We start from the raw sequence: 26,055 nt of genomic DNA on the forward strand, positions 1-26,055 counted from the left end.
ATGAGGGAAAAATTATTTTGTATTCTAGAAAATGATAACGATAGTTTATTGTCACGTTGCTATAACTTAATAATGTTATTTGCAATAGTGGTTAGTTTGATTCCTTTGATGTCTAAGAATACAAATTCTTTTCATTTGTTAATGGATTACATTTCGACTGCTATTTTTTGCTTGGATTATCTTTTTAGAATACTAACAGCTGATTTCAAATTGCAAAAAGGAAAACTATCATTTCTGTTCTACCCATTTAGCCTATTAGCCATAGTGGACTTATTGTCCATTTTACCGACTTTTTTATACTTTAATAACAGTCTTCGATTATTGAAAATTGTACGGATGGGGCGAGTACTTCGAGTTTTCAAAGTTATCCGCTATTCAAAAAACATTCAGATTTTGACGAACGTTTTGCAAAATCAAAAAGAGTCATTATTGCTAGTAGCAAGCCTGGCTGTTGGTTATATTTTCTTTACTGCTTTATTGATTTTTTCGGTTGAGCCTGATACTTTTGAAACATTTTTTGATGCGATTTATTGGGCGACCATATCATTAACTACTGTTGGTTATGGTGATATATTTGCAACAACAATACTAGGAAAAATCATTACAATGTTTTCTTCGATAATTGGAATTGCGATTGTTGCTCTACCTGCGGGGATTATTACGGCTGGCTATATGAATGAAATTACAAAGAAGGGATAAAAAATTCATTTTTCCCTTGACCCTAACCTTACGTTATCCTTTATACTGGGCATAGAGAGGAGGCTTCCATGTCAGAAAAATGGACGGTAAAGCAGGTCAGTCAGTTGACAGGATTGACGGTGAGGACCTTGCACCACTATGACCAGATTGGTTTGCTCAAACCAGCATTTGTGGCTGAAAATGGTTATCGCTACTATAATCAAGAAAATTTGACTCGTCTGCAAGAAATTTTATTATTTCGTGAGTTGGACTTTCCTCTCAAAGATATTCAGCAGCTTCTGGATGTGACGGAGATCAATCGTCAGCAGGTCTTGCGGGACCATATTACCCTTTTAGAGCTCAAAAGGGAACGGCTGGACCGCATCATCAATCACGCCAGATTGCTCACAGAAAAAGGAGGAGAAGTCATGGACTTTCACGCGTTTGACAGCAGTCAACTAGAAGCCTACAAGGCGGAGGCCAAGGAGCGGTGGGGACAGACCGCGGCCTATGCTGAGTTTGAAGAAGGTTACGATGCCAGTAAGGATCAAGCGTTTGCCCAAGAGATGCAGGCTATTTTTGAAGCTTTTGGAAAAATGCAGAGCTTGGAAGCAGGTCATCCAGATGTACAGGATCAGGTAGCGAACTTGCAGGCCTATATCACAGAGAACTTCTACACCTGTACCAAGGAAATCTTGCAGGGGCTAGGTCTTATGTACGTTGAAGATGAACGATTTTCAGCCAACATTGACCGAGCAGGTGGACCAGGAACAGCAGCCTTTGTCAGTCAAGCCATTGCAGTCTATTGCAAAGAATAAATAAGGAAAGTCTAGTGAGAACTAGGCTTTTTTGATGTTATGAAAACGTTTTATATATGGTATAATAAAACATAGAATAAAAATGGAGATTTAGTATGACAAAGATAAAAATAATTAGTAATCCATTTCGTAAACGAATCATTTTTCAAAAACAACAACCGATTTCAGAGGTTTGGGAGGAGATTACTTTTGAAACGAATCCAAATAGTCGTCTAGTACGTGAAAACATCCAAAAAGGGGTGCTCTCTTTTCAGATTCAAGAAATTGTCGATATTCTTTTGGAAGAATACGATGACGGAACAGGGATTGACTTGTTATTTGAAGGAAATAGTGATGAATTTAAGGAGTTGATAGCTTTTGCTCAAACACGAAATGACTCATCAATCTCAGTGACAAAATCGCCATGTAACTTGTCTAATGCACGTGACATTCTCCCAGAAGTGTTGAGTATTTTTGATAAAACTCAGGTCATTCTTCCAAAAGAGTTGGAAAATGATCTAGCGATTCAAAAATTTCAAGATGCAACGAAACCTCAGATTCCATTGTTGGTTTTGGGAAATTATAGTGCAGGGAAGTCTACTTTTATCAATTCGTTGGTAGGATATGAGTTACTACCTGCCAGTGACCAACCTACAACAGCGAAAATTATACAAATTGAGAAATTTGCTGAAAAATGGATTGAAATAGAAGCAACACTTCTAAGAAACAAGGTCTGTATCCGAATTGATGAGGACGGCTTTGAGGTTGAAGGTGATAGAATTGATGAGACAATTATCACGGATTTAGAATCCATTCGGCAGAGTTTGCCACAAATAACTCCGCAAATACTAGCACGGGCTGTGTTGGCTTATTTGAATGCTAGGGAAGATAGTGGTTTGAATATTATCACTGTGAAAACAGCGTTTACCGATAGTCCACTGTCAAAATCTTCCCATCGCTACGTCATATTTGATACTCCAGGTTCCAATTCTTCGACCAATTTGGACCATGTACATATTCTCCGTAAGGCTATGGAGGGAATGAGCAATGGTTTGCCTATTTTTATATCGGAGTACACTAGCTTAGATACTGTAGACAATGATAAACTCTATCAGGAATTAGAACAAATAGACGGAATTGATTTACGGTATACAATACTAGTTGTTAACAAAGCAGACACTGCGGCCTTATCAACTTTTCAAGATCATCAGGTATTAAATCAAGCTCTTCCAAGAAAATTATCAACAAAAAGAGTTTATTTCCTATCCTCTCTAATGGGCTTGGGGTCAAAAACCAGCGGTCTTTTCCAAGAGCCAGATTATGAGAGAGTTTATCAAAAAAGTTTGGCTGAGTTTACAGACGCTTCAAATCCTTATTATCAACAGTTGTATACTTATAACATTCTTCCAACTCAGCAGAAACTGGCTCAGGAATTGCAGTCTAAGGAGGAGAGTAATCTTCTCTATGCCAACAGTGGACTGTACAGTTTAGAGTCAGAAATTGAGGTTTTTTCAACCAAGTATGCGGCTTATAATAAATGTGTACAGGCGGACCAGTATTTGCAGCATATTATTTCTCAAACGCAGTCAATCATTGAAGATTCCAAGAATACAATTGAGCAAGAAAAAGACCGTTTAGAGAAAAAGTTGGAGAAAGACAAGCAGGCATTGGTGAATGATTTAAAACGCCAACAAGCTGATTTTTTCAATTCCTCATCAACTGTATACCAGCAAAACTTGAGTGAGAAAGTAAGGGATGAGAAAAATTATGCTTCTTTACAACTATTCATAAAAGAGCGAGACTCTCTGTGGAATAGGGCAGTTGATGATTTCCAATTGAAATCCTATCAGAAAGAAATGGAAGAATCTCCTAAGAAAGCCCTAAACAATATCAAGAATAGTTTAGGAAAAGCCTGGGATAAGAAAAATATTGAAATACTAGGTTCAGCATTTGTAAATGGTTTTAATGATACGGGGAAAGTATTTTCAAAGGTTGATGACTACAATAAAATGAAGACCAAGGCCAAAGGTCAAGTTCGGGATCAGTTAATTGCTTTTGCGAGGTTTGAATACATAAAACAAGTGGAAGAGGTTGGAAAAGACTTTACGACTCTGTCGATTCATTATTGGAAAGAGCAAACAGGACTGATTAAAGATAGGTTTTCTCAGCTCATTGGTGATGCGTCTGTATTGTCAGATCAAAAGCGGGCTGCTATTAAAGAAATAATTTTCCAATTCCAACAGCCAGTTTTGTACCATGATTCCAAGCAATTATTTGATCAAAAATCATTGTTAGAAGGATTCCGTTTGGGAGACATCCAGATATTTGGTGATGCTAACAAGATTGATTTACAAAAGTTAGAAAAACGCTACAACAGTTTGTTAAAAACTGCTTACAAGCATAACAATGAGCAATTGATTAGTCACCATCAAGCGACTTTTTATAAGTGGGTTGAAGAACTCCTCAAATTGGTGATGGAAAATATTGTAGAATTTAGCCCAGACCTTCAATCTACGAATTTGTTGATTCAGGATAATAAAGCCAAAATCGAAGAGTTGACAACTAAGTTACATAATTTACATGATTATTCTGAGGAATTACAAGAATTGATGGCATGGAAAGAAGATGAGGAAGTAACAAATGGTCATTAAGAAGATGATAAAGAAAGTAGCTGCCAAGGCTGCTGACGGTGTTTCTAAATTATCAGAGTTGAGTCCCCAACAGCTAGAAAAAGTACAGGCTCAAATGGCAGCCTATCGAGAGCAACTACCTGATTTGACAGGTGAGGCTGCGGAGGAATACTTTAGGAAACAGTTAGCAATTGCTGGCGTAGAAGTCTATAATGCCTATCTACCTCAGTTAAAAGATCTTTATCTTCCGATTGACAATAAAACGGAATTTCGTTTAGAAGATGAGGGAGTTTTGATCGATGAAGGCGAATTTAAGAGTGGTTATAATATCCGCTACATCAACATTACCAAGTGGGTGACGGATAAGCAGGAAAATAGTTTGGAGAAACTGGTCAGTGTTTATGAGGTCTTGTCAACAACACCTTGTAATATTTCTCTTGTTTTCCACCGTAAACAGGAGGAAACTTCTGTATATTTAGCGATCACTAACACTGAAAATGCGGATAGTAATGCAGATGTTGAAAGTTACCGAAAGCGGTTAGTTTCAGCTATTAAAGGAAATTTTCCAGGCGCAGCTTGGAAAGAGGAGGTTGGAAGAGGGAGTCTGCCTTGTTTTGAGGACTATATTCCCTACTCAGTAGCAACAGCTTCCAATATTCCAACGGAGAAATCAGAGAAGTTCATCAGTCAGACAATCGAAAAATTATTGGATGGCATTGTTCCTGAAAACAAAGAACAAGAATACATTCTTGTCCTCCTGGCAACGCCAGTTTTGGATGTTGCAGATAGAAAATTGCATCTTTCTCAGATTTATTCAAATCTATCTCCTTATGCTGCTTGGCAGACCCAGTTTCAATTGACAGAGTCTGATTCCAGAGGCTCTTCTGCAACTGTTGGGGTTAATATTGGTGCCAGTGTCGGAAGCCAGACAGGTCACAATCTAACCCAAACCCATTCGCAAGGTCAAACTGAGTCAAGAGGAACCAGTGAGACAGAGACTAATACCAAAGGTGAAGGGCATAGTGTTGGAGGTTCAATTGAGGGTTCGATTGGGTTCCCTATTAAGAACTTAGTAGGTAATGTAGGAGTCTCAATAAATGCTAATAAAAACTGGAACAAAAGCAAATCAATCGCCAAAGGTATCACCAATACAATAGGAAAAACAGCCTCGGTTGCCAATGCCGTTGGGAAAACAGTTTCTAGCAGTCTAGGTGCCAATTTTGGAGCTAATTTTGCTCGAACTTCCAGTGTGACTGCTACCATTGGGAAAAATGAAGGCATTAGTCAGTCCTTTGTCAACCACCATGTTCAGCATGCTCTAAAAAATTTAGATAAGCAGATGGAGCGTTTGGAATTGTCTACTGCCTTGGGACTCTGGGATTTTTCTGCCTATGTTCTGAGTGAAGATCCGACTATTGCCAATAATGCTGCCCATTCCTATTTGGCCTTGACTCAGGGAGAAGAATCGCATCTGTCGCAAACAGTTGTTAATCTCTGGCGTGGGGATGTTCAATCGGAACGTGATAAGGCTAAAGCTCTGACTGCTTATTTGAGAGATTTACGCCACCCTCTTTTTGGTTTCAACCCAGAAGTTCTAGAGATTGATGAAGACTTTGCAGTCTATCCAGAAATCGTCACAGCAGCCACGCCACTGTCTGGAAAGGAATTAGCCTATGCTCTCAATTTCCCTCAGAAATCGATTGCCGGTCTTCCTGTTTTAGAGTGTGCTCAGTTTGGTCGTAATATCTCTACTTTTGAGGAGAAAGAAAATCAGGAGCAACTTCCTTTAGGAAATATTTTCCACATGAATCATGAGGAAAATACAGCAGTTCAGCTTTCCTTACCTTCCTTGGCCTCCCATACATTTATTACAGGTAGTACAGGTACAGGTAAGAGTAACACCGTCTATCAATTGCTCGCTCAGGCTAGGGAAAAAGGAATTAAATTTTTGGTTGTAGAGCCAGCTAAAGGAGAATACAAGCAGGTTTTTGGCTCAGATGAGGATGTGGCAGTTTTTGGAACCAATCCAACTATCACTTCCTTATTAAAAATAAATCCATTCAGCTTCCCTGAAGGCATTCATATCCTAGAACATTTAGACCGTCTTGTAGAACTCTTCAATGTTTGTTGGCCAATGTATGCAGCTATGCCTGCTGTTTTGAAAAAAGCCATTGAACAAGCCTATCAAGATTGTGGCTGGGATTTGATTTCGTCAGTGAATACTTATTCAAAAACCATTTTCCCAACGTTTGCAGATGTCTTACGGACAATCAGAGAAATTATCGACTCGAGCGAATACGATAATGATAATAAGGGAGCCTATAAAGGAGCTTTGCTGACACGCTTGGAGTCACTGACAACGGGGATTTACCAGTTGATGTTTACAGAAGATGAGATTTCATCCGAGAAGCTATTTGATGAAAATGTTATCGTGGATTTAAGTCGTCTGGGTTCTAGTGAGACCAAATCGCTGGTAATGGGTCTCCTCATTTTAAAAATGCAAGAATACCGGATGGTTTCTAGTCAGGGTATGAATCAGCAGCTCCGCCATGTGACTGTTTTAGAAGAGGCTCACAATCTCTTGAAACGTACATCAACAGAACAGGCAACCGAGTCTAGTAATTTACTTGGAAAAAGTGTGGAGATGTTGACCAATGCCATTGCTGAGATGAGGACATATGGAGAGGGCTTTATTATCGCAGATCAGTCGCCAGGTCTCTTAGACTTAGCTGTTATTCGTAATACCAATACCAAGATTATTTTGCGCTTACCTGAATATTCCGATAGGGAGTTGGTTGGTAAGTCTGCTAATCTAAATGAAGAACAAATAAATGAATTGGCTAAACTGCCGAAAGGTGTCGCAGCAGTCTATCAAAATGAATGGCTGGAACCAGTTTTATGTAAGGTAGCAAAGTACGACTCAACTGAAATGGTATTTCAACAACCAACCCAATTAGTAAGGACAGAATCTCCCTATCACCGCTTGGCTATTTTAGAATTACTGACTGCTAGCCCAAACCTAGATAACACCTTGTCTTTTGAAGAATTACAAGAATTAACGCTAGCAGTAGGTCTAGATAGTTTGACTCAAGTAAGAATCTTTAACTTCTTACGAACAACATCCCCAGATAATTTTAGTATGCATGAACTGGCTCACATTCTCGGGAAAGTATACCCAGAATTAGTCGAGAAAATTCGCTTGAAAGCCGAAAAAGGATTAGAGCCACCCGCTTTGACACAGGTACTTCAGCAGGAAATCGACCAGAACTTACCAGAGACTATCAGCCAGCAGGCCAGACGGGATTTAGTACAGGGCTTGATGACTTATTATTATTTATTTGAACTAAAAGACCACAAGGCCATGCAGGATTGGTTACGAAATGGAGAATTAATATGATAGAAGGATTGAAAACTGTGGCAGAGGCAGTTAAGCCTGTCGTAAATGAAGTTGGCAAACGAGCGATAGATGCCTTTGAAAAGCCGATAGATTCAGATAAGCGATTGGAAGCTGCATCTGATAATAAAACCACTTTTCGCTATGATGGTCTGAGCAAGCCTCAAGAATTTCTAGCTCAAGCCCAAGGTTTTCCCAAAGAGATAGCTAAGGATATTTACAATTCTCAGGAACTCAAGCATTATATGGACATAGGAATGCGAGCTGTGCAATTTGGTCAGAAAGAAAATGGGGAGCCACGATTTTGTCTTGTTCCAAAAGAGCTATCGCTGGATGTAGGTGTAGATGAAAAAGGTCGGACCAATGCAGAGAGATTGCAAGGTGGTTTGCAACCAGTTAAAGATGGTAAAGTGTTAGAAGCTCATCATATCGGTCAAAAAAATGGTGGTCATTATGCCTTATTAACCAAGGAGGAACACATTGTAAACGGAAATAAAATAATATTGCACAAAGCAGGTAGGTCAGAGGTCGGTCATGATTCAGATTTTGCTAGGGATAAACGAGCAATTGCTAAAGCACTTATGGAGGGACAAGTATGAGTCAGTTAGTAGATAAAATAAAAGTAGTTCAAGGTCTTTATAGTGGTAGCCCTGCTAGTGAGCAAGAAGTGGCAGTGGCTGAGAGTAAGCTTCAGTTGATATTTCCAGCAGAGTATAAGGACTATTTGAAAGTGTATGGGGTGATTTCATTCTATGGAACAGAATGGAATGGATTGAAAGGAGATACTTGGACTGACGTAGTTGCAACCACCTTGGAAGCGCGTAGTCTGTATGAAAATTTTCCTAAAGAGAAATTTATTTTAGAGGATCTACATTTTGATGATATGCTTGTTTTAGCGGATTCGACTGGTAAAGTCTTTTTGTGGCACAATGGATTAGAAAAAGAGATTCATTCCTCAATTGCGTCCTATCTGGAAGAATGTGTAGCCAGAAAGGACACCCCATGATTCAACCTATTGTGAAAGATATTTTCTTCCTGCAGCAGAAGTCTGAGCCTGCGACTCAGCTAGATGTGCAGGTCGGTCAGGACTTGCATGATACTTTGGTAGCCAACGCTCACGCCTGCGTGGGCATGGCGGCCAACATGATTGGCGTCAAAAAGCGGATTATCATCGTCAACATGGGTTTTACCAACCTGGTCATGTACAATCCCGTCCTCATCAGCAAGGCCAATCCCTATCAGACAGAAGAGGGCTGCCTGTCGCTCGAAGGTATCCGTCCGATGACACGCTATCAGGAGATTGAAGTGGAGTTTTTTGATGCTTCATGGAAAAAGCATAGCCTAAAGCTGACAGACTTCCAAGCCCAGATTGTTCAGCATGAACTAGATCATTTGGAAGGGATTATTATCTAGTGCTACCAAATCTACCGTCAGGTAGATTTTTTTATAGTCATTTGAATTAACTTTGATATATCGTCACTTTCGACTTGCCATACTTTAGTATAGCCTGCGCCTCAGTTCCATGTCTGAAAGCTAATTCATTCGACTATAAAAAGTCAAAAAAGGTCAAACAAACCTATTGACTTTTACTGACCAATGGTGTAGAATAATGAATGTAAGGTAATCAGCCTTACAAATTCTTTGAACAAAAGGTCAGTTTAGGTCAAACGAGAACGGTTTGACTTACTCTTGAACCTATTGGTCAGTAAAAGACAAACTTCTGAGGAGGTTGGGATGAAAGACAGGATTATACCCTATTAGCGTCATTTAGTTTATCTTTTATTACTGCGGCGAGTGAGGAAACTTCGTTTCCTTATCTCCAACTTCAAATAATCTCATCATTAGAGAACTCGCTTTGCCGTACCTTATGAATGTTACTTACAATCGTAAGTGCGATTTCCAAGCTTTAATAGTCCGCTGGACTATTGAAGCTACCTGCAGCTTTTGATGCGAACTTTGTTCGCTCTATTTCCCACCTCCAAAGGTTCCCCAAACCTTTAGAGCTAGTACTAAAAGCAAACTAAAAGACTAAATCAAATTTTTTAAAACAAAGGTCAGTAAAAGTCAAAAATAAGTGAATTATAAATGAGGTAACTACTATGAACAACAATTTCAATAACTTTAACAATATGGACGATATTTTCAATCAACTTATGGGCAACATGGGTGGCTATAGCACAGAGCGTCGCCGTTATTCCATCAATGGACGTGAGGTAACACCAGAGGAATTCGCTATGTACCGTCAGACAGGTCGTCTGCCACAGACAGAAGCAGTGGCTCAAACACAGGGTAAAGGTCAGATAAAGTCAGATGGGATTCTTGCAAAACTGGGTCGCAATTTGACCCAAGATGCGCGTGAAGGTAAGTTGGATCCAGTCATTGGACGCAACAAGGAAATCCAAGAAACCTCTGAAATCCTAGCTCGTCGTACCAAGAACAATCCAGTTTTGGTCGGTGATGCGGGTGTTGGTAAAACAGCGGTAGTAGAAGGTTTGGCTCAAGCCATTGTCAATGGTGATGTGCCAGCAGCAATTAAGAACAAGGAAATCATCTCCATCGACATTTCAGGCTTGGAAGCTGGGACTCAGTATCGTGGAGCTTTTGAGGAAAATGTGCAAAATCTTGTGGATGAAGTCAAAAAAGCAGGAAATATCATTCTCTTCTTTGATGAAATTCATCAGATTTTGGGAGCTGGTAGTACAGGTGGTGATTCAGGTTCCAAGGGTTTAGCGGATATTCTCAAACCAGCTTTATCCCGTGGGGAATTGACGGTTATCGGTGCCACTACACAGGACGAATACCGCAATACCATTCACAAGAATGCCGCTCTGGCTCGTCGTTTCAATGAAGTCAAGGTTAATGCTCCATCCGCAGAAGACACCTACCAGATTTTGAAAGGGATTAAGCCGCTTTATGAAGCCCACCACAATATTGAATTGCCAGATGAGGTTTTGAGAGCTGCGGTTGATTATTCCGTCCAATATATTCCACAACGTAGCTTGCCTGATAAGGCTATTGACCTGGTCGATGTGACCGCTGCTCACTTGGCTGCACAACATCCTGTGACAGATATTCAGACCTTGGAAGCAGAAATGGCTGAGGCAAAACAGTTGCAGTTGGAAGCGGCTGAGAAAGAGGATTATGAAAAAGCCTTGAATGAAAAAGTCCGTATTGATAAGCTACAAAAACAGATTGATAATCATACGGAGCAACAGAAAGTGGTGGCGACTGTTAATGATGTGGCTCAGTCAGTTGAGCGCATGACAGGAATTCCAGTCTCTCAAATGGGAGCCTCTGACATTGAACGGCTCAAGGAATTGAAAAATCGCCTGTCAGCCAAGGTTATCGGTCAAGACGATGCGGTGGAAGCTGTCTCTCGTGCCATTCGTCGAAATCGTGCAGGTTTTGATGACGGAAACCGTCCGATTGGTTCCTTCCTCTTTGTCGGTCCGACAGGTGTGGGTAAGACAGAGCTGGCTAAGCAACTAGCACTAGACTTGTTTGGTAACAAGGATGCCATTATTCGTTTGGATATGTCCGAGTACAGCGACCGCACAGCCGTTTCCAAATTAATCGGCACCACAGCCGGTTACGTTGGTTATGATGACAATTCCCATACTCTTACTGAGCGTGTCCGTCGCAATCCTTACTCCATTGTTCTCTTGGATGAGATTGAAAAAGCAGATTCACAAGTGATTACCCTCCTTTTGCAAGTGCTAGATGACGGGCATTTGACAGATGGACAGGGCAATCAAGTCAACTTTAAAAATACCATTATCATCGCTACATCTAATGCAGGTTTTGGTTATAGTGTGGAAGAAGGTCAAGAAGAAGAGCCAGACATCATGGACCGCATTGCACCATTCTTCCGTCCGGAATTTCTCAACCGTTTCAACGCAGTTATCGAGTTCAAGCATTTGGATAAAGAAGATCTCAAAGCTATCGTAGAATTGATGCTAGCTCAGGTCAATCAAACCCTAGCTAAAAAAGGGATTACCCTTGAAGTGACAGAAGCTGCCAAAGAATTCTTGATGGGAGCAGGCTATGACAAAGCAATGGGGGCTCGTCCACTCCGCCGAGTGATTGAAAATCAAATTCGTGATAAGGTGACAGACTTCTATTTGGACCATACAAATGTGACTAACTTACTCGCGGATGTGGCTGACAATGAAATCAAAATTGAAGAGCAAACCTTTTCATAAAAAATAAGATAATATAGAAAATCTGAGAAGAAATTCTCGGATTTTCTTTTTGAAAGGTATTAACAAGTGTCTAATAAAGCTCATATTGACAGCTTTCGAGCAGTTTTACGGAAAAGTTTTTAAAAATCTTGTATAATTCCTTGACAAGTGCAAACGTTTGCGTTAAACTATGATTGTACTTGAAAGAAAGGAAAACGTTTTTATGACGAATCGTACCAGTGGAATTTTAATGCATATTACCTCACTTCCAGGTAAGTTTGGTATCGGTACTTTTGGAAAGCCTGCCTATGATTTTGTTGATTTCTTGGTTGAAACCAAGCAGACCTACTGGCAGCTTCTTCCTCTCACAACGACCAGTTATGGGGATTCTCCCTACCAATCATTTTCAGCTATCGCTGGAAATACCCATTTAATTGATTTTGATTTGTTGGCGGAAGAGGATTTATTGGCCAACTTTGATTACCAAGATGTGAACTTTGGGGACAATCCAGAAAAAGTGGATTACGCTTTGATCTACGAAGCACGTCGTCCGATATTGGAAAGAGCTGTAAAAAATTTCTTGACTGATGACAAGCGTAAAGTAGCCTTTCAAGAGTTTGAAAAAGCTAATTCTTCCTGGCTAAACGACTATGCGGAATTCATGGCCATTAAAGAACATTTTGGTAACAAGGCCCTACAAGAATGGGATGACAAGAAAGTTGTTGCTCGAAATGAAGAAGCTCTTGAAAAATACCGCTTGGAATTGGCAGACCAAATTGATTACTTTAAAGTAACGCAGTATTTCTTCTTTAGCCAGTGGAAGCAGTTGAAGGACTACGCCAACAAGAACCACATTAAGATTATTGGAGATATGCCCATTTACGTATCGGCAGATAGTGTGGAAGTTTGGACCAAGCCACAGCTCTTCAAGCTTGATAGCGAACGCAAACCACTTTATGTGGCAGGCGTACCAGCAGATAACTTCTCTGCGGACGGTCAGCTCTGGGGTAACCCACTTTATGATTGGGAGCAACATGAAAAGACTGGCTACAACTGGTGGATTTACCGTATTCACGAGAGCTTCAAGATCTACGATGTCTTGAGAATTGACCACTTCAAAGGCTTTTCTGACTACTGGCAGGTAGCTGGAGATGCTAAAGTTGCCAAGGTTGGCACATGGGAGCCAGGCCCAGGCTATAATCTCTTCAAGGCAGTTAAAGAAGCCCTAGGTGATTTGCCCATTATTGCAGAGGACCTTGGAAATATCGATGCTAAGGCACGCAAGTTGCTGGCAGACTGTGGTTATCCAGGTATGAAAATCCTAGAATTTGGCTTCTTTGATGTGACAGGGCAGAGCATCGACATCCCACACCGTTGTGTGCCAAATTCGATTGCCTATACAGGTACCCATGATAATGAGGTGGTTAATGGCTGGTATAACAATCTAGAGCCTGAACAACAGGAATTTGTAGATGCCTATACCAACAGAAAACCGATTGAGCCAGTTACTCAAGCCATGCTTAGAACACTGTTTGCAACTGTCAGCGATACAGCTATTGCGACCATGCAAGATGTTCTGGACTTGGGTGAAGACAGCCGTATGAACATGCCTTCAACTGTTGGAGGCAACTGGGAATGGCGGATGAAAGCCGAAGATTTAACCCAGGACCGCATAGACTTCTTAGTCAAAATGACTACACTATATCAACGAGGAAATAAAAATCATGAATAACTTTACTACATTTGCAGAAAGCAAAGCCAACAAGAAATTAGCCGACATGACCAACGAAGAAATCTATCTTCAGTTGCTCAACTATGTCAAACTATCAGCGGCAGATATGCCAAAAAACACAGGTAAACGCAAGGTTTACTATATCTCAGCAGAGTTCCTTATTGGTAAACTCTTGTCAAACAACTTGATCAACTTGGGTGTCTACAAGGACATTCAGGCAGAATTGGCAGCGGCAGGCAAGTCCTTAGCACAAGTTGAAGATGTGGAACCAGAACCATCTCTTGGTAACGGTGGTCTTGGCCGTTTGGCATCTTGCTTTGTAGATTCTATGTCAACACTTGGTATCAACGGCGAGGGTGTAGGGCTTAACTACCACTGTGGTCTCTTTAAGCAAGTCTTTAAGGACAACCAACAAGATGCAGAGCCAAACTTCTGGATTGAAAATGACTCTTGGTTGATTCCAACGACAATCAGCTACGATGTACCGTTTAAAAACTTTACTTTGACCTCTAAATTGGACCGTTTGGATATTCTTGGTTACAAGAAAGACACTAAGAACTACCTCAACTTGTTTGATATCCAGTCTGTCAACTATGGCTTGATTGAAAATGGTATTACGTTTGACAAGACGGCTATTCAAGAAAACTTGACCCTCTTCTTGTATCCAGATGATTCAGACAAGAATGGTGAATTGCTCCGCATTTACCAACAATACTTCATGGTGTCAAATGCTGCCCAGCTCTTGATTGACGAAGCGATTGAGCGTGGTTCAAATGTGCGTGACTTGGCAGACTATGCTTATGTTCAAATCAATGATACTCACCCTTCACTTGTTATTCCAGAATTGATCCGTCTTTTGACTGAAAAACACGGCTTGGAATTTGCAGAAGCAGTGGCCATCGTTAAGAACATGACTGGTTATACCAACCACACCATCTTGGCAGAAGCCCTTGAAAAATGGCCATTGTCATTCTTGGAAGAGGTAGTACCTCACTTGGTTGACATCATCAAGGAATTGGATGCCTTGGTTGCAAAAGAAGTGTCCGATGTTGCTCTTCACATCATCGACGAGTCTGGTCGTGTGCACATGGCTCACATGGATATCCACTTCTCAAACTCTGTCAACGGGGTTGCGGCTCTCCACACTGAAATCTTGAAAAACTCTGAGTTGAAAGGCTTCTACGAGCTTTACCCAGAAAAATTCAATAACAAGACAAACGGTATCACCTTCCGTCGTTGGTTGGAATTTGCTAACCAAGATCTTGCAGACTACATCAAGGAATTGATTGGTGATGACTATTTGACAGATGCGACTAAGCTTGAGAAACTACTTGCCTTTGCTGATGACAAGGAAGTGCATGCTAAGTTGGCGGAAATCAAGCACAACAACAAGTTGGCCCTTAAACGTTACCTCAAAGATAACAAGGGTATCGAGTTGGACGAAAACTCTATTATCGATACACAGATCAAACGTTTCCACGAGTACAAACGCCAACAAATGAACGCTTTGTATGTTATCCACAAGTATCTTGAAATCAAGAACGGTAATCTGCCAAAACGTAAAATCACGGTTATCTTTGGTGGTAAGGCAGCACCTGCTTACGTGATTGCCCAAGACATTATTCACTTGATTCTCTGCTTGTCTGAGTTGATTAACAATGACCCAGAAGTCAGCAAGTACCTCAACGTTCACTTGGTAGAAAACTACAACGTAACCGTTGCTGAAAAACTGATTCCTGCGACAGATATTTCTGAGCAAATCTCATTGGCTTCTAAAGAAGCGTCAGGTACTGGTAACATGAAATTTATGTTGAACGGTGCTTTGACACTTGGTACTATGGACGGTGCCAACGTTGAGATTGCAGAGTTGGCTGGCATGGACAATATCTATACATTTGGTAAAGATTCAGATACCATCATCGACTTGTACGACAAGGCTGGTTACGTATCTGCGGACTACTACAATGGTGATGCTAATATCAAACGTGCGGTTGACTTCATCGTTAGCGACGAAATCCGTGCCCTTGGAAATGATGAGCGTCTTGGTCGCTTGCACCATGAATTGATCTCTAAAGACTGGTTCATGACCTTGATTGACTTGGCAGAGTACATCGAAGTCAAGGAGCAAGTCTTTGCAGACTACGAAGACCAAGATTCATGGAACAAGAAAGTTGTTCACAATATTGCTAAAGCAGGATTCTTCTCATCTGACCGTACAATCGAGCAGTACAACGAAGACATCTGGCACAGTAAATAATCCAAAAAAAAGAATGTTTCCGAGTGGGAACATTCTTTTTGGTATATTTAGTTTTTACCGTTTGGCCATAGATACAAAGGTCACCTTGTCTGGTCGGTAGGTGATGGTTCCGTACTGGAAGGGACGGCCGTCTGCCAGATAGGTGGTGCTGGTGACGGAAACCACCATGTCGTAGTCAGCCAGGTCCAGCAGGCTTTTTTCTTCTTCTGTCGCAAAGCGGAAGGAAATTTCTCGGCGGGAATGGGAAATGTCTAAGCCAAGGTCGTTTTCCAAATACTGATAAATGGAACTTTCAGCGATTTCCTTGCTGAGATAGGGGACAATTCTGCGATCAAAGTAGGAAATCTCATACTCTAATCGCTCACCGTCGATAGTCCGAACGCGACTAACACGGTAGAGATCCGTTTTTTCATCCACTTCCAATTCCTTCATGACTTCTGGCTGACCTTGGACAATATAGAGGTTGGTCAATTCGGTCTGGACTTGATGATGGGCAGAGCGGTTGAGTTCACTAACAGTCTTCAATTCGGACACAAATGGTTTTCTGACTAGGTTATGGTCCAATATAATGGAATTTCTCCCTTGACGTTTTTGGATATAGCCGTCCATTTCCAACAGAGATAGCGCCTTGCGGATGGTGTCCTTGGAATAGGAATAAATCTCCATCAGCTCATTCTCTGTAGGCATCTCTTGATTGGCCTGCCAGATATTTTGTTCAATTTTTTCCTTGATGTCAGCATAGACTTTTTTGTATTTACTCATTGGGGATAACTTCCTAGCTTGCTATTTACCGCTAGTATATCATAAAAAATGCCAAAGGTCAGTATTCTAAGTCTAGACAAACTTTTACGGAAAACGTTTTAAATTATTCCGTAAAAGTGTTGACAAGTGAAAACGTTTACGTTATAATAAGGCTACAAGTTGAAAGGGTTTTACGAAGCAAATAGAAAGGAGAGATATGAAATTACTAACAGTCAATGTTCATGCCTGGCTAGAAGATGACCAGCATGAAAAATTGGATATTTTAGCTCAGACCATTGCCCAAAAGCAATATGATGTGATTGCTCTTCAGGAAGTCAATCAGCTGATGACAAGTCCTCTGGTGACCAAAGACTTACGGCAAGACAATTATGGTCTGGTCCTGCTTGAGAAATTGAGAGAGCTTGGAGTGACAGACTATTCTTATTTCTGGTCCAATTCCCATATTGGTTACGATCGGTACGATGAAGGAATTGCCTTCTTGACTAAACTACCTATCTATGAAGTAGATGCCTTCTACTGTAGTCAGAACCAAGACCTGACATCAATCTTATCTAGAAAAATCATCGGTTTGACGGTCTTGTATGAGAAGGAATTGATAGACATTTATTCTTGTCATATCAATCTTCCTGACAGTAAAGAAGAAAATCAGTTGGAGAATGTCCGCTCGATTGTGGAACGGACAAGTTCGGGACGTTTGAAAATCCTAATGGGAGATTTCAATACGGATGCCTTGTCAAATCCACAAGCCTATCAAGCTATCAAGGACTTAGGTTTATATGATAGTTATGATTTGGCCGAGGAAAAGGATAGGGGAATCACTGTTGAAAAAGCCATTGATGGGTGGGCAGGTCATAGTCAGGAAAAGCGTCTGGACTATGTGTTCATAAATCAGGAAAGACCGGTTCAATCCAGTCGTGTGATTTTCAATGGGGATAATCTTCCCATTATTTCAGACCACTTTGGTGTGGAAGTTAACATAAGTATCTAAAGGTCAACAGACCAAGAAAAAATTTAGGAGAAAAACATGAAAAAATTTCTTAGTTTCGAATTTTGGCAAAAATTCGGTAAATGTTTGATGGTCGTGATCGCCGTTATGCCGGCGGCAGGTCTTATGGTTTCTATCGGGAACTCGATTCCACTAATCAGTCCTGAATCAGAATTGCTCATTCGTATTGGGAATATCATTGCCCAAATCGGTTGGGGGATTATCGGAAACCTTCACTTGCTCTTTGCCTTGGCAATCGGTGGTAGCTGGGCTAAAGAGAAAGCTGGCGGTGCATTCTCTGCTGGTCTTGCTTTTATCTTGATTAACTTGATTACTGGTCACTTCTTTGGCGTAACTACTGATATGTTGGCAGATGCGACTGCGACTGTTAGCACAGTCTTTGGTACAGAAATTCCAGTATCTGGATACTTTGTCAATATCCTTGGTCAGCCTGCTTTGAACATGGGTGTCTTCGTTGGTATTATTGCTGGTTTTGTTGGAGCGACTGCCTACAACAAATATTACAACTATCGCAAGTTGCCAGATGTTTTGACCTTCTTTAACGGAAAGCGTTTTGTACCATTTGTAGTCATCTATCGTTCTGTTCTTGTAGCACTTGGTTTGGCAATCTTCTGGCCTCTTGTACAAACTGGTATTAACAGTTTTGGTAAATGGATTGCAACCTCACAAGACACTGCTCCAATTGTAGCCCCATTTGTTTATGGTACCTTGGAACGTTTGCTTCTTCCATTTGGTCTTCACCACATGTTGACCATTCCAATGAACTATACATCACTTGGTGGTACCTATGACATCTTGACAGGTGCACAAGCAGGTACACAAGTATTTGGTCAAGATCCACTTTGGTTAGCTTGGATTACTGACTTGATCAACCTCAAGGATGCCGGGGACATGACCCAGTACAATGACCTTCTTGCCAATGTAACGCCTGCTCGCTTTAAAGTAGGTCAAATGATTGGTTCCTCTGGTATTCTCATGGGCTTGACCCTTGCTATGTACCGCAATGTTGATGAGGATAAGAAGAAAAAATATCGTGGTATGTTCCTTTCATCTGCTGCAGCCGTCTTTTTGACAGGTGTAACAGAACCAATTGAATTTATGTTCATGTTTGCAGCAATGCCACTCTATGTCGTATATGCTTTTGTACAAGGTGCTGCTTTTGCTATGGCGGATATTGTCAATTTGCGTATGCACTCATTTGGTAATATCGAATTCCTTACACGTACACCGATGGCGATTAAAGCCGGAATTGGTATGGACGTTGTCAACTTTATCTGGGTAACAGCCCTCTTTGCAGTTGCAATGTACTTCATTGCCAATTTCATGATTCAAAAATTCAACCTAGCAACAGCTGGACGCAATGGTAACTATGATACAGAAACAACGGATGTGGTTTCAAATTCAAACGTAGATACAGCGGATGCTAATTCACAAGTGGTACAAATCATCAACTTGCTTGGTGGTCGTGATAATATCGCAGATGTGGATGCTTGTATGACTCGTCTTCGCGTTAGTGTCAAAGATGTGGCACAGGTTGGAGATGAAAATGCTTGGAAACAGGCTGGTGCTATGGGCTTGATTATCAAGGACTCAGGTGTTCAAGCAGTCTATGGACCAAAAGCAGATGTTCTCAAATCAGATATTCAAGACTTGCTAGAATCTGGCGTAGCTATTCCTCGTACAGAAATTGTTGCGACTGAAACAGTAATTGAGGAATCACAATTCAAGGGTGTGACCGAGACAGTTTACTCTGTTGCTGAAGGTCAAGCCATTGCCATCACAGAAGTGAAAGATCCGGTCTTCTCACAAAAAATGATGGGTGATGGGTATGCAGTTGAGCCTAGCTCCGGCAATGTTTATGCACCAGTTTCAGGTATTGTAACTAGTGTCTTCCCAACCAAGCACGCTGTCGGTATTTTGTCTGACAAGGGTGTAGAAGTCTTGGTGCACGTCGGCCTAGATACGGTTGCGCTAAACGGTGCTCCATTCTCAGCTAAGGTAACAGATGGTCAACGTGTTGAAGCAGGGGATTTGCTCCTTGTCGCAGATCTGGACGCCATTCACTCAGCAGGACGTGAAACAACCATCGTCGTCGCCTTCACAAATACAGCAGAAATCAAATCTGTCAGCCTTGGAAATCTTGGACAAGTAAGCAAAGATAGTCAAGTTGCGACAGTTGAGTTGTAAAAAGTAAAAGACAAGTTCATGTGAGCTTGTCTTTTGTTTTTAAAATCTTCTCAATCCTTGCCATTTATGGTATAATAAAGCGATTTTATAAAATGTAGGAGGTTCCCCATGGGACGTAAATGGGCCAATATTGTAGCCAAGAAAACCGCAAAAGACGGTGCTAACTCAAAAGTTTACGCCAAATTTGGTGTTGAAATCTATGTAGCAGCGAAAAAGGGTGACCCAGATCCAGAAACAAACTCAGCGCTGAAATTTGTTATCGACCGTGCTAAGCAAGCGCAGGTTCCAAAACACATCATTGACAAGGCCATTGACAAGGCAAAAGGAAACACAGACGAAACCTTCGTGGAAGGTCGTTACGAAGGCTTTGGACCAAATGGTTCTATGATTATCGTTGATACTTTGACATCAAACGTAAACCGTACGGCAGCCAATGTTCGCTCTGCCTTTGGTAAAAACGGTGGTAACATGGGTGCATCTGGTTCTGTATCATTCATGTTTGATAAAAAAGGTGTAGTTGTATTTGCTGGTGATGATGCAGATGCCATCTTCGAATTGCTCCTTGAAGCAGATGTTGAAGTCGATGATGTAGAAGCAGAAGAAGGAACAATCACTGTTTATACAGCCCCAACTGATTTGCACAAGGCCATCGTGGCACTGAAAGAATCAGGAATCCAAGAGTTCAACGTCACTGAACTTGAAATGATCCCACAATCAGAAGTATCACTTGAAGGCGATGACCTCGCAACATTTGAAAAACTCTACGACGCCCTCGAAGACGACGAAGACGTCCAAAAAATCTACACGAATGTAGATGGGTTTTAGTATAAAAAAAGTGCTGGTAGCACTTTTTTTATACTAAAAGGTTGGAAATTGGAACTGCCGGTAGGCAGTTTTCTTTATACTCAAAAGTCCGGGGAACAGTCATTTTTATTAAAAGGTTGGAGATTGAAATCGTCGGCAGACGGTTCTCATTGTACGTGGGACGTCCTAGAAGGTTTGAAATAAGAACCAGCGGCAACCGAGTATGACGTTCAGCAGTCTAATAAAATCTGAGTTCATACACCTTATAGAAGTAATGAAAAAAACGGCAATTTGCCGTTTTTTACTTATCTTTTTCCTTCAGGATAATCATATAAAATTTATTTAAGTTATATTTTTTTAATAAACTTGAATTTGTTTACTTTCTTTTTTCGGTTTCGGCGCTGGTAGTTCGTCGTACATAGAATTGAATAAGCCAGTTAGAAATTCTTTGTTATCTACATCGTCTACCAGTAGCATTTCCTTAGCTCCACCATATGGTAACTCATACTTTGCATTTGGCATATATGCTATTGCAGATTTAACAGGCTTTACTAAAAACCTATCATCATAAATTCCACCTATAATTTTTCCGCGATAATAAACAATATATTCACCCATCATTGACCTATATGTTATTTCTTCCAACTCGGATAGTTGTTCTAAAATGAAATTTAAGTATTCTTTACTTGAAGCCATTTTTCTATCTCCATTAACTACTAAAATTTCAATAGTCCATTTTCGTCAAACTTAAAATTTGGACCCCATGCAACTTCCCAATAATATCCATCTAAATCCGAAAAATACGCATGGTATCCACCCCAGAAAGATTCCTGTGGCTCTTTTACAATTTTTCCACCAGCTTTTCTTACTAACTCAATTATAGTATCTACATCTTCTTTATGTTCAGCATTGTAACCCAATGTAATTCCTGAGAATCCATTTCCTTTTGGTGGATTGTTTTCATCAATATCTTTTGCTAATTGTTCCAAAGGAAATAGTTCGAACTTTGTTCCTGGAGTATCAAAAAAGCATACTGGCGGATTATTCTCTTTACAGTTAGTCTTATAACCTAAACCGTCTCTGTAAAACTTAATTGCCTTTTCCATATCTTTAACACCTAGACAAATGCAAGTAATCTTATTCATTGTTACCTCCTATATTAATTCAAATTCGTTAATTGATGCTCATCTAATTATAATTTCCAGATAGCTAAACTATCAGAATAAATCATACTCTTATTATACCATATAACAAACAAGGATAGAAGAATTATTTCATCCCAATTCCTCCACACTATAAACCTCTACAATGACATCAATCCCAGCCAAACGCTCCTTGAAGTTATCTGCTAAGCCTTGGAAAAACTCATCATCCGTCTCAATCTCCAAAATTTCAATCAAAGCCTTGGCGGTATCTGTTAAATGAAAAGCACTGTATTCAAAAGTGATTCGTTCATCAGAATCAGTGGAGAAAGTTAGGACTAGGTTGTCATTCTGGAAGCCAGACAGTTCGCCTTTTTCGACAATTATTTCATGTCTGCCACCGTCAGAAATCAAACCGTATTCTTTCAGCCTTGAAATGTCATTGCCTTTGACGCCATACTTGGTGAACAAGTCCAGAAAATCGGCATGAGAAATCAGGTAATAGTCCAAAATATATTCACCCGAAAGCTCATCAAAGGATTCATCATAAAAAGTATAAGGGGCGATTCGCTTAAACAGATTCAGTTCATCTTCTGAAAAACGGTTTAGTTCTTGCTTGATTCGCTTGGAATAGCCTGTTGCTTTTGATACTAACTCTTCCAAAGGACGAGAGACCACTTCCGTTTCTTGGCTGAAATCCAGTTCGATATATTGCTGGTGTTTGTTGTGCTGGCAAGCCAAGGCGTAAAACAAACATTCTGCTAAAAACAAATAAGGTCGCTCGGCATGGTTGAGCTGGAAAGATTGCTTCAAACCCAAAAGAATGGATTTTGGTAAATTTTGTGCTTGTTCTAATAAGTCAAAGAAGTCTTCTTGCGTTTTCTGTAATTCAAACTTATTTTCTCGGTAGTTGGTGTCGCTTAATCTCTTTTCAGTTTTGAAAATGTAAGCTGAAAAACCTGCTTCATCTATCTCATCTTGGACGATTCCGTAAAGGGTTCGTCCTTTATTTTGCCCTGTGAATAATTTATTGAAAGTTGTGTCAGATAAATAAGCCAGTGAATCTTCATGAAGAGTAACTGCCAAGCCGACACTTACTTTCTTGCGGTCAGACCAGACCGTTTTGTTGGCATTTTTCAAAACAATGGAAAATAAGGCTGGGATTATAAACATAAACACCTCCGAAATTGGCAAGATTTTGACATAGATTTTGGCAACATTTAGCATTTTAACTTTGATAAACTTTAACCATAAGTTAGCTAACTTACCAAAATTATATCAAAGGAGAACACTTATGTCACTTACACCTTCTATTCGTCGAAACAAAGAAGTCCAAGCACTTCAAACCATCGCCAGCCCATATCAAATGGAGGTCGCAAGAAAGCTCAGCCAAAACATGGCAGACAACCAAGCAAGGGAGCTTCTGGCGACAGACATTCTCTACAAAGTGGGGAATCTCTTACCTTTAACAGTCTTCCAGACTGTTAAAGCCTATCAACCGCTGCGCTGAGATGTTAACACGAACACTGAGAAGTGTCTTTGGACTTTATGCCTAGCCTCAATATTTTCAGCTATCCATAAGGAAAATTTTTTGCTTAAAAGGTTGGAGATAAGATTAAGCCTCTCATTGCAGACCTAAATCTAGGAGATTTTCATCATTCCCCCTCTCTCACATATTCCAAAATATCCCCTGGTTGGCAGTCTAGGATTCGGCAGATGCTCATCAAGGTATTAAAACGAATCCCTTTTGCCTTGCCTGTCTTGAGAATGGACAGATTGGCTTCGGTGATGCCGACTTGCTCTGCCAAGTCCTTGGAAGTCATTTGTCGATCTTTGAGGACCTTGTCTAGGTTTACGCGAATCATTTCCATATCAGATAAACTCGCTGTTCTCGGTTTCAAGTTGTTGCCCCTTTTGTACTAAGGTCCAGACAAAATAAGTCAAGAAGATAAAGAGGGCATTGAGGATGAAATCTGACCAACGCAGATTGAGGAAGTTGTTTGGTCCAGTAGCATTTGTCAAGGCGATCAAGCTGGTTAGGCAAAATTGCCCAGCAGTCAAGACGAGCAAACTGATGAAGAGTTTCTGATAAACTTCCAGACTAGCTGAAGCGAAATAATCTTCTTCCAGAAGCAATTTACATAACTTTTGAAGCAAGTGAGCAATGTGACTGAGTACCGCCAAGATGATTAAGATTAATCCACTTGTTAAAAGGATGAGCCAAACACTAATCTGGTCAATGGGTTTGTTAAAGGTGTATTCCCAAGAGCCTATCACAAATGAGTCGCCTCTGAAACCAGCCAAGGTAGAGAAGGTATAAAGAGCAATCGTGAAATAGAAGAAATAGCGAACACAAGCAGCCACAATGCCAGCTGTTTTGAGTAGATTGGTTTTCATAGCAAACCTCCGATTATTATTGTTTTATGATAATATTATCTGTAAAATTATTATAAAACAATAATTTTTAAAATGCAAGCGTTTTTTTAAAAAAAGAATAATAAGAAAACCGCCAAGTAGCTGGCGGCTCTCTGCTATTTAAAATACAAGAGTCTCAATCCGTTGAGAATGACCAAAATCGTTGATCCTTCGTGGCCCACCACACCGAGTGGGAGGTTGATAGACTGGAAGAGGTTGGAAATGATAAGAAGGGCAATGACAGATAGGGCAAAGATAATGTTTTGCTTGATGATGCCCCGCATTTTCTTAGAGAGACGAATGGAGTAAGGAATTCTCGTCAGGTCCTCCATGAGCACGATGTCAGCTGACTCCATAGCGATGTCCGTTCCGCTTCCCATAGCATAGCTGACATTGGCTTGAGCTAGGGCGGGAGCATCGTTGATACCGTCGCCCACCATGCCGACAGACGCAAACTCGGTTTGCAGTTCTTGGATAACAGCAGCCTTATCCGTTGGCAGACAGTTGGCAATGACCCGATCAATGCCGACCTGACTCGCCACGTAACGAGCCGTCTTTTCTTGGTCACCTGTCAAGAGAATTGGTGTCACGCCCATCTCTTTCAATTGGGCAATCAGCTGCTTGCTCTCAGGTTTCAAACTATCTTCCACCATAAAAATCGCCACAAGGAAATCATTTTGGCTGACATAGACCAGGGTTTTCCCAGTGCTTTCCGCCTCATCGATCTGTGCAACTAAGTCTGCAGACAGGGGACTAACCAAGCTATCTACCACAAAGCCCGCCTTACCGATTTTCCAGCTGTCGTCCTGATAGCCTGCCACCAAGCCTTTTCCGGTCACGTCTTCTAGGCTTTGGAGGGTAATAGCAGAGCTGTCAGCCGTATAGGTCATGAGAGCCTGAGCGATTGGGTGGCTTGATTGTTTTTCAACTGCCTGAACAACCTGTTTGATAAGCTCCTCATCGCCAAGATAGGTCACTCCTACAACCTCAGGTTTACCAATGGTTAGGGTACCCGTCTTGTCAAAGACGATGGCTTCTAGATTGGCGATGTTATCCGCAATGTCACCGCCCTTGATAATCATACCCTTGCGTGCCGCACGGCTGATGGCAGAAAGTGTCGCCGGTGAAGAAGAAGCTACAAGTGCACAAGGAGAAGCGATGGTCAAGAGAATCATGCCACGGTAGAAGGCAGTCAACCAGTCCCAACCCAGAACAAAATGAGCAAAGAGGATAAAGAGTGGTACCACCACCAAGACAACCTTGACATAGGTATCTTCCATATTTTCAATGAAAGTCGCTGTTTTTGATTTGGATTCTTGGGCGTTTTCAACCATTTGGACGATTTTATCGAATAGGGCATCGCCTTTTTCAGCTGTAACTTGAACAGTCACAGTTGGACCTTGGTTAATGGTTCCGCCGATAACAGCAGCGCCAGCCATTTTCTCAGCAGGGAGCGGCTCGCCTGTAATCATGGATTCGTCAAAGATGGATTGCGGACTGATGAGGGTAGCATCTAGTGGTACCGTATCCCCCTTGCGAACTTGCAAGAGGTCATCGATGCGAATGGCTGCGGTATCTAAGACAGTAATGTCACCGTTTTCCTCGATTTTGCGAGCCGTTGGAGGCGTCATGTTCATCAGAGCAGCGATAGCGTTTTTACTTTTCTCCATGGCTAATTCTTCCAGAGTAGAAGAAAGGGAGAAGATGAAGATGAGCAGGGCTCCTTCCATCCAGTAGCCGATGAGGCCAGAGCCGATAGCAGCCAAAATCATAAGCAGGTCAACAGACAGGTGCTTGTCCACAAATAATTCTGTCAGACCTTCCTTGGCAGACTGGTAGCCACCGATGATAAAGGCTGAAATGAAGAGGATGGGTGCCCATCCTTGTTCGGTCTGTAGTAGGATTATCCCTACCAGGATAAATACTAGGCAGACAGCAGTTGTGATAATGTGACTATACTGTTTAAATTGTTGTGTCAGTGTCATAAATCATTCCTCGAAATATCTTTCTATGGTTTAATTATAACAATTATAAATAGAATGTCAAGTTTAATTATAATAATTCTAAATA

21 protein-coding genes are annotated in these 26,055 nt (G+C 41.0%); 14 read left to right on the top strand and 7 right to left on the bottom strand.

Annotation, left to right across the window (positions count from 1 at the left end; genetic code table 11):
* The 10 genes from NF418_RS03510 (at window position 1) to glgP (ending at window position 15,669) form a co-directional block, all read left to right on the top strand.
* The gene (locus NF418_RS03510; protein WP_256778457.1) at window positions 1-699 is read left to right on the top strand and encodes an ion transporter; all 699 of its coding nucleotides are present in this window, start codon (window positions 1-3) and stop codon (window positions 697-699) included.
* Window positions 700-767: 68 nt separating this feature from the next.
* Entirely contained in the window at window positions 768-1,496 is a 729-nt protein-coding gene (locus NF418_RS03515) for a MerR family transcriptional regulator (RefSeq protein WP_256778458.1), read from the top strand.
* 95 nt (window positions 1,497-1,591) lie between these two features.
* On the top strand, window positions 1,592-4,126 hold the full coding sequence (locus NF418_RS03520; protein WP_256778459.1) for a dynamin family protein: 2,535 nt from the start codon (window positions 1,592-1,594) through the stop codon (window positions 4,124-4,126).
* Window positions 4,116-7,502 (top strand): helicase HerA domain-containing protein, encoded by a 3,387-nt coding sequence (locus NF418_RS03525; protein WP_256778460.1) that lies wholly within the window; start codon window positions 4,116-4,118, stop codon window positions 7,500-7,502. The genes NF418_RS03520 and NF418_RS03525 overlap by 11 nt, the downstream gene beginning before the upstream one ends.
* Complete coding sequence (locus NF418_RS03530) at window positions 7,499-8,098, top strand: HNH/ENDO VII family nuclease (RefSeq protein WP_256778461.1); 600 nt, start codon at window positions 7,499-7,501, stop codon at window positions 8,096-8,098. The genes NF418_RS03525 and NF418_RS03530 overlap by 4 nt, the downstream gene beginning before the upstream one ends.
* A complete protein-coding gene (locus tag NF418_RS03535; RefSeq protein ID WP_256778462.1) occupies window positions 8,095-8,505 on the top strand; it encodes an SMI1/KNR4 family protein in 411 nt (136 codons plus the stop codon). The genes NF418_RS03530 and NF418_RS03535 overlap by 4 nt, the downstream gene beginning before the upstream one ends.
* Window positions 8,502-8,912: a peptide deformylase gene (locus NF418_RS03540; RefSeq protein ID WP_256778463.1), complete on the top strand. Its 411-nt coding sequence runs from the start codon at window positions 8,502-8,504 to the stop codon at window positions 8,910-8,912. The genes NF418_RS03535 and NF418_RS03540 overlap by 4 nt, the downstream gene beginning before the upstream one ends.
* A 686-nt stretch (window positions 8,913-9,598) precedes the next feature.
* Window positions 9,599-11,701, top strand: a complete 2,103-nt coding sequence (locus NF418_RS03545) for an ATP-dependent Clp protease ATP-binding subunit (RefSeq protein ID WP_256778464.1) — start codon at window positions 9,599-9,601, stop codon at window positions 11,699-11,701.
* A gap of 202 nt (window positions 11,702-11,903) precedes the next feature.
* Complete coding sequence (gene malQ / locus NF418_RS03550; RefSeq protein WP_256778465.1) at window positions 11,904-13,412, top strand: 4-alpha-glucanotransferase; 1,509 nt, start codon at window positions 11,904-11,906, stop codon at window positions 13,410-13,412.
* Window positions 13,405-15,669 (top strand): glycogen/starch/alpha-glucan family phosphorylase, encoded by a 2,265-nt coding sequence (gene glgP / locus NF418_RS03555; protein ID WP_256778466.1) that lies wholly within the window; start codon window positions 13,405-13,407, stop codon window positions 15,667-15,669. The genes malQ and glgP overlap by 8 nt, the downstream gene beginning before the upstream one ends.
* Before the next feature lie 54 nt (window positions 15,670-15,723).
* Here the strand turns inward: glgP and NF418_RS03560 are convergent, their stop codons facing one another.
* Entirely contained in the window at window positions 15,724-16,431 is a 708-nt protein-coding gene (locus NF418_RS03560) for a GntR family transcriptional regulator (RefSeq protein ID WP_256778467.1), read from the bottom strand.
* Between the two features lie 196 nt (window positions 16,432-16,627).
* Between NF418_RS03560 and NF418_RS03565 the strand changes: the two genes are divergently transcribed.
* From NF418_RS03565 to NF418_RS03575, 3 genes are all read left to right on the top strand, one after another.
* Window positions 16,628-17,419 (top strand): endonuclease/exonuclease/phosphatase family protein, encoded by a 792-nt coding sequence (locus tag NF418_RS03565; RefSeq protein WP_256778468.1) that lies wholly within the window; start codon window positions 16,628-16,630, stop codon window positions 17,417-17,419.
* A gap of 36 nt (window positions 17,420-17,455) precedes the next feature.
* Entirely contained in the window at window positions 17,456-19,624 is a 2,169-nt protein-coding gene (locus NF418_RS03570) for a PTS transporter subunit IIBC (RefSeq protein WP_256778469.1), read from the top strand.
* Between the two features lie 108 nt (window positions 19,625-19,732).
* A complete protein-coding gene (locus NF418_RS03575; RefSeq protein ID WP_024419089.1) occupies window positions 19,733-20,449 on the top strand; it encodes a YebC/PmpR family DNA-binding transcriptional regulator in 717 nt (238 codons plus the stop codon).
* Between the two features lie 336 nt (window positions 20,450-20,785).
* Here NF418_RS03575 and NF418_RS03580 read toward each other — a convergent pair whose 3' ends face one another.
* From NF418_RS03580 to NF418_RS03590, 3 genes are all read right to left on the bottom strand, one after another.
* Entirely contained in the window at window positions 20,786-21,124 is a 339-nt protein-coding gene (locus NF418_RS03580) for a TfoX/Sxy family protein (protein WP_024413590.1), read from the bottom strand.
* 20 nt (window positions 21,125-21,144) lie between these two features.
* Window positions 21,145-21,573: a VOC family protein gene (locus tag NF418_RS03585; protein ID WP_024413591.1), complete on the bottom strand. Its 429-nt coding sequence runs from the start codon at window positions 21,571-21,573 to the stop codon at window positions 21,145-21,147.
* Between the two features lie 129 nt (window positions 21,574-21,702).
* On the bottom strand, window positions 21,703-22,743 hold the full coding sequence (locus NF418_RS03590) for a hypothetical protein (protein ID WP_256778470.1): 1,041 nt from the start codon (window positions 22,741-22,743) through the stop codon (window positions 21,703-21,705).
* Window positions 22,744-22,864: 121 nt separating this feature from the next.
* Here NF418_RS03590 and NF418_RS03595 point away from each other — a divergent pair, with 121 nt between their 5' ends.
* Complete coding sequence (locus NF418_RS03595) at window positions 22,865-23,080, top strand: hypothetical protein (protein WP_256778471.1); 216 nt, start codon at window positions 22,865-22,867, stop codon at window positions 23,078-23,080.
* A gap of 145 nt (window positions 23,081-23,225) precedes the next feature.
* Here the strand turns inward: NF418_RS03595 and NF418_RS03600 are convergent, their stop codons facing one another.
* The 3 genes from NF418_RS03600 to NF418_RS03610 form a co-directional block, all read right to left on the bottom strand.
* Complete coding sequence (locus NF418_RS03600; RefSeq protein WP_002943099.1) at window positions 23,226-23,441, bottom strand: helix-turn-helix domain-containing protein; 216 nt, start codon at window positions 23,439-23,441, stop codon at window positions 23,226-23,228.
* 1 nt (window position 23,442) lies between these two features.
* Entirely contained in the window at window positions 23,443-23,967 is a 525-nt protein-coding gene (locus NF418_RS03605) for a hypothetical protein (RefSeq protein ID WP_256778472.1), read from the bottom strand.
* 134 nt (window positions 23,968-24,101) lie between these two features.
* Entirely contained in the window at window positions 24,102-25,970 is a 1,869-nt protein-coding gene (locus tag NF418_RS03610; protein WP_256778473.1) for a heavy metal translocating P-type ATPase, read from the bottom strand.
* Between the last annotated feature and the right edge of the window lie 85 nt (window positions 25,971-26,055).

The organism is Streptococcus suis (assembly GCF_024509555.1).
GTDB lineage: Bacteria > Bacillota > Bacilli > Lactobacillales > Streptococcaceae > Streptococcus > Streptococcus suis_AD.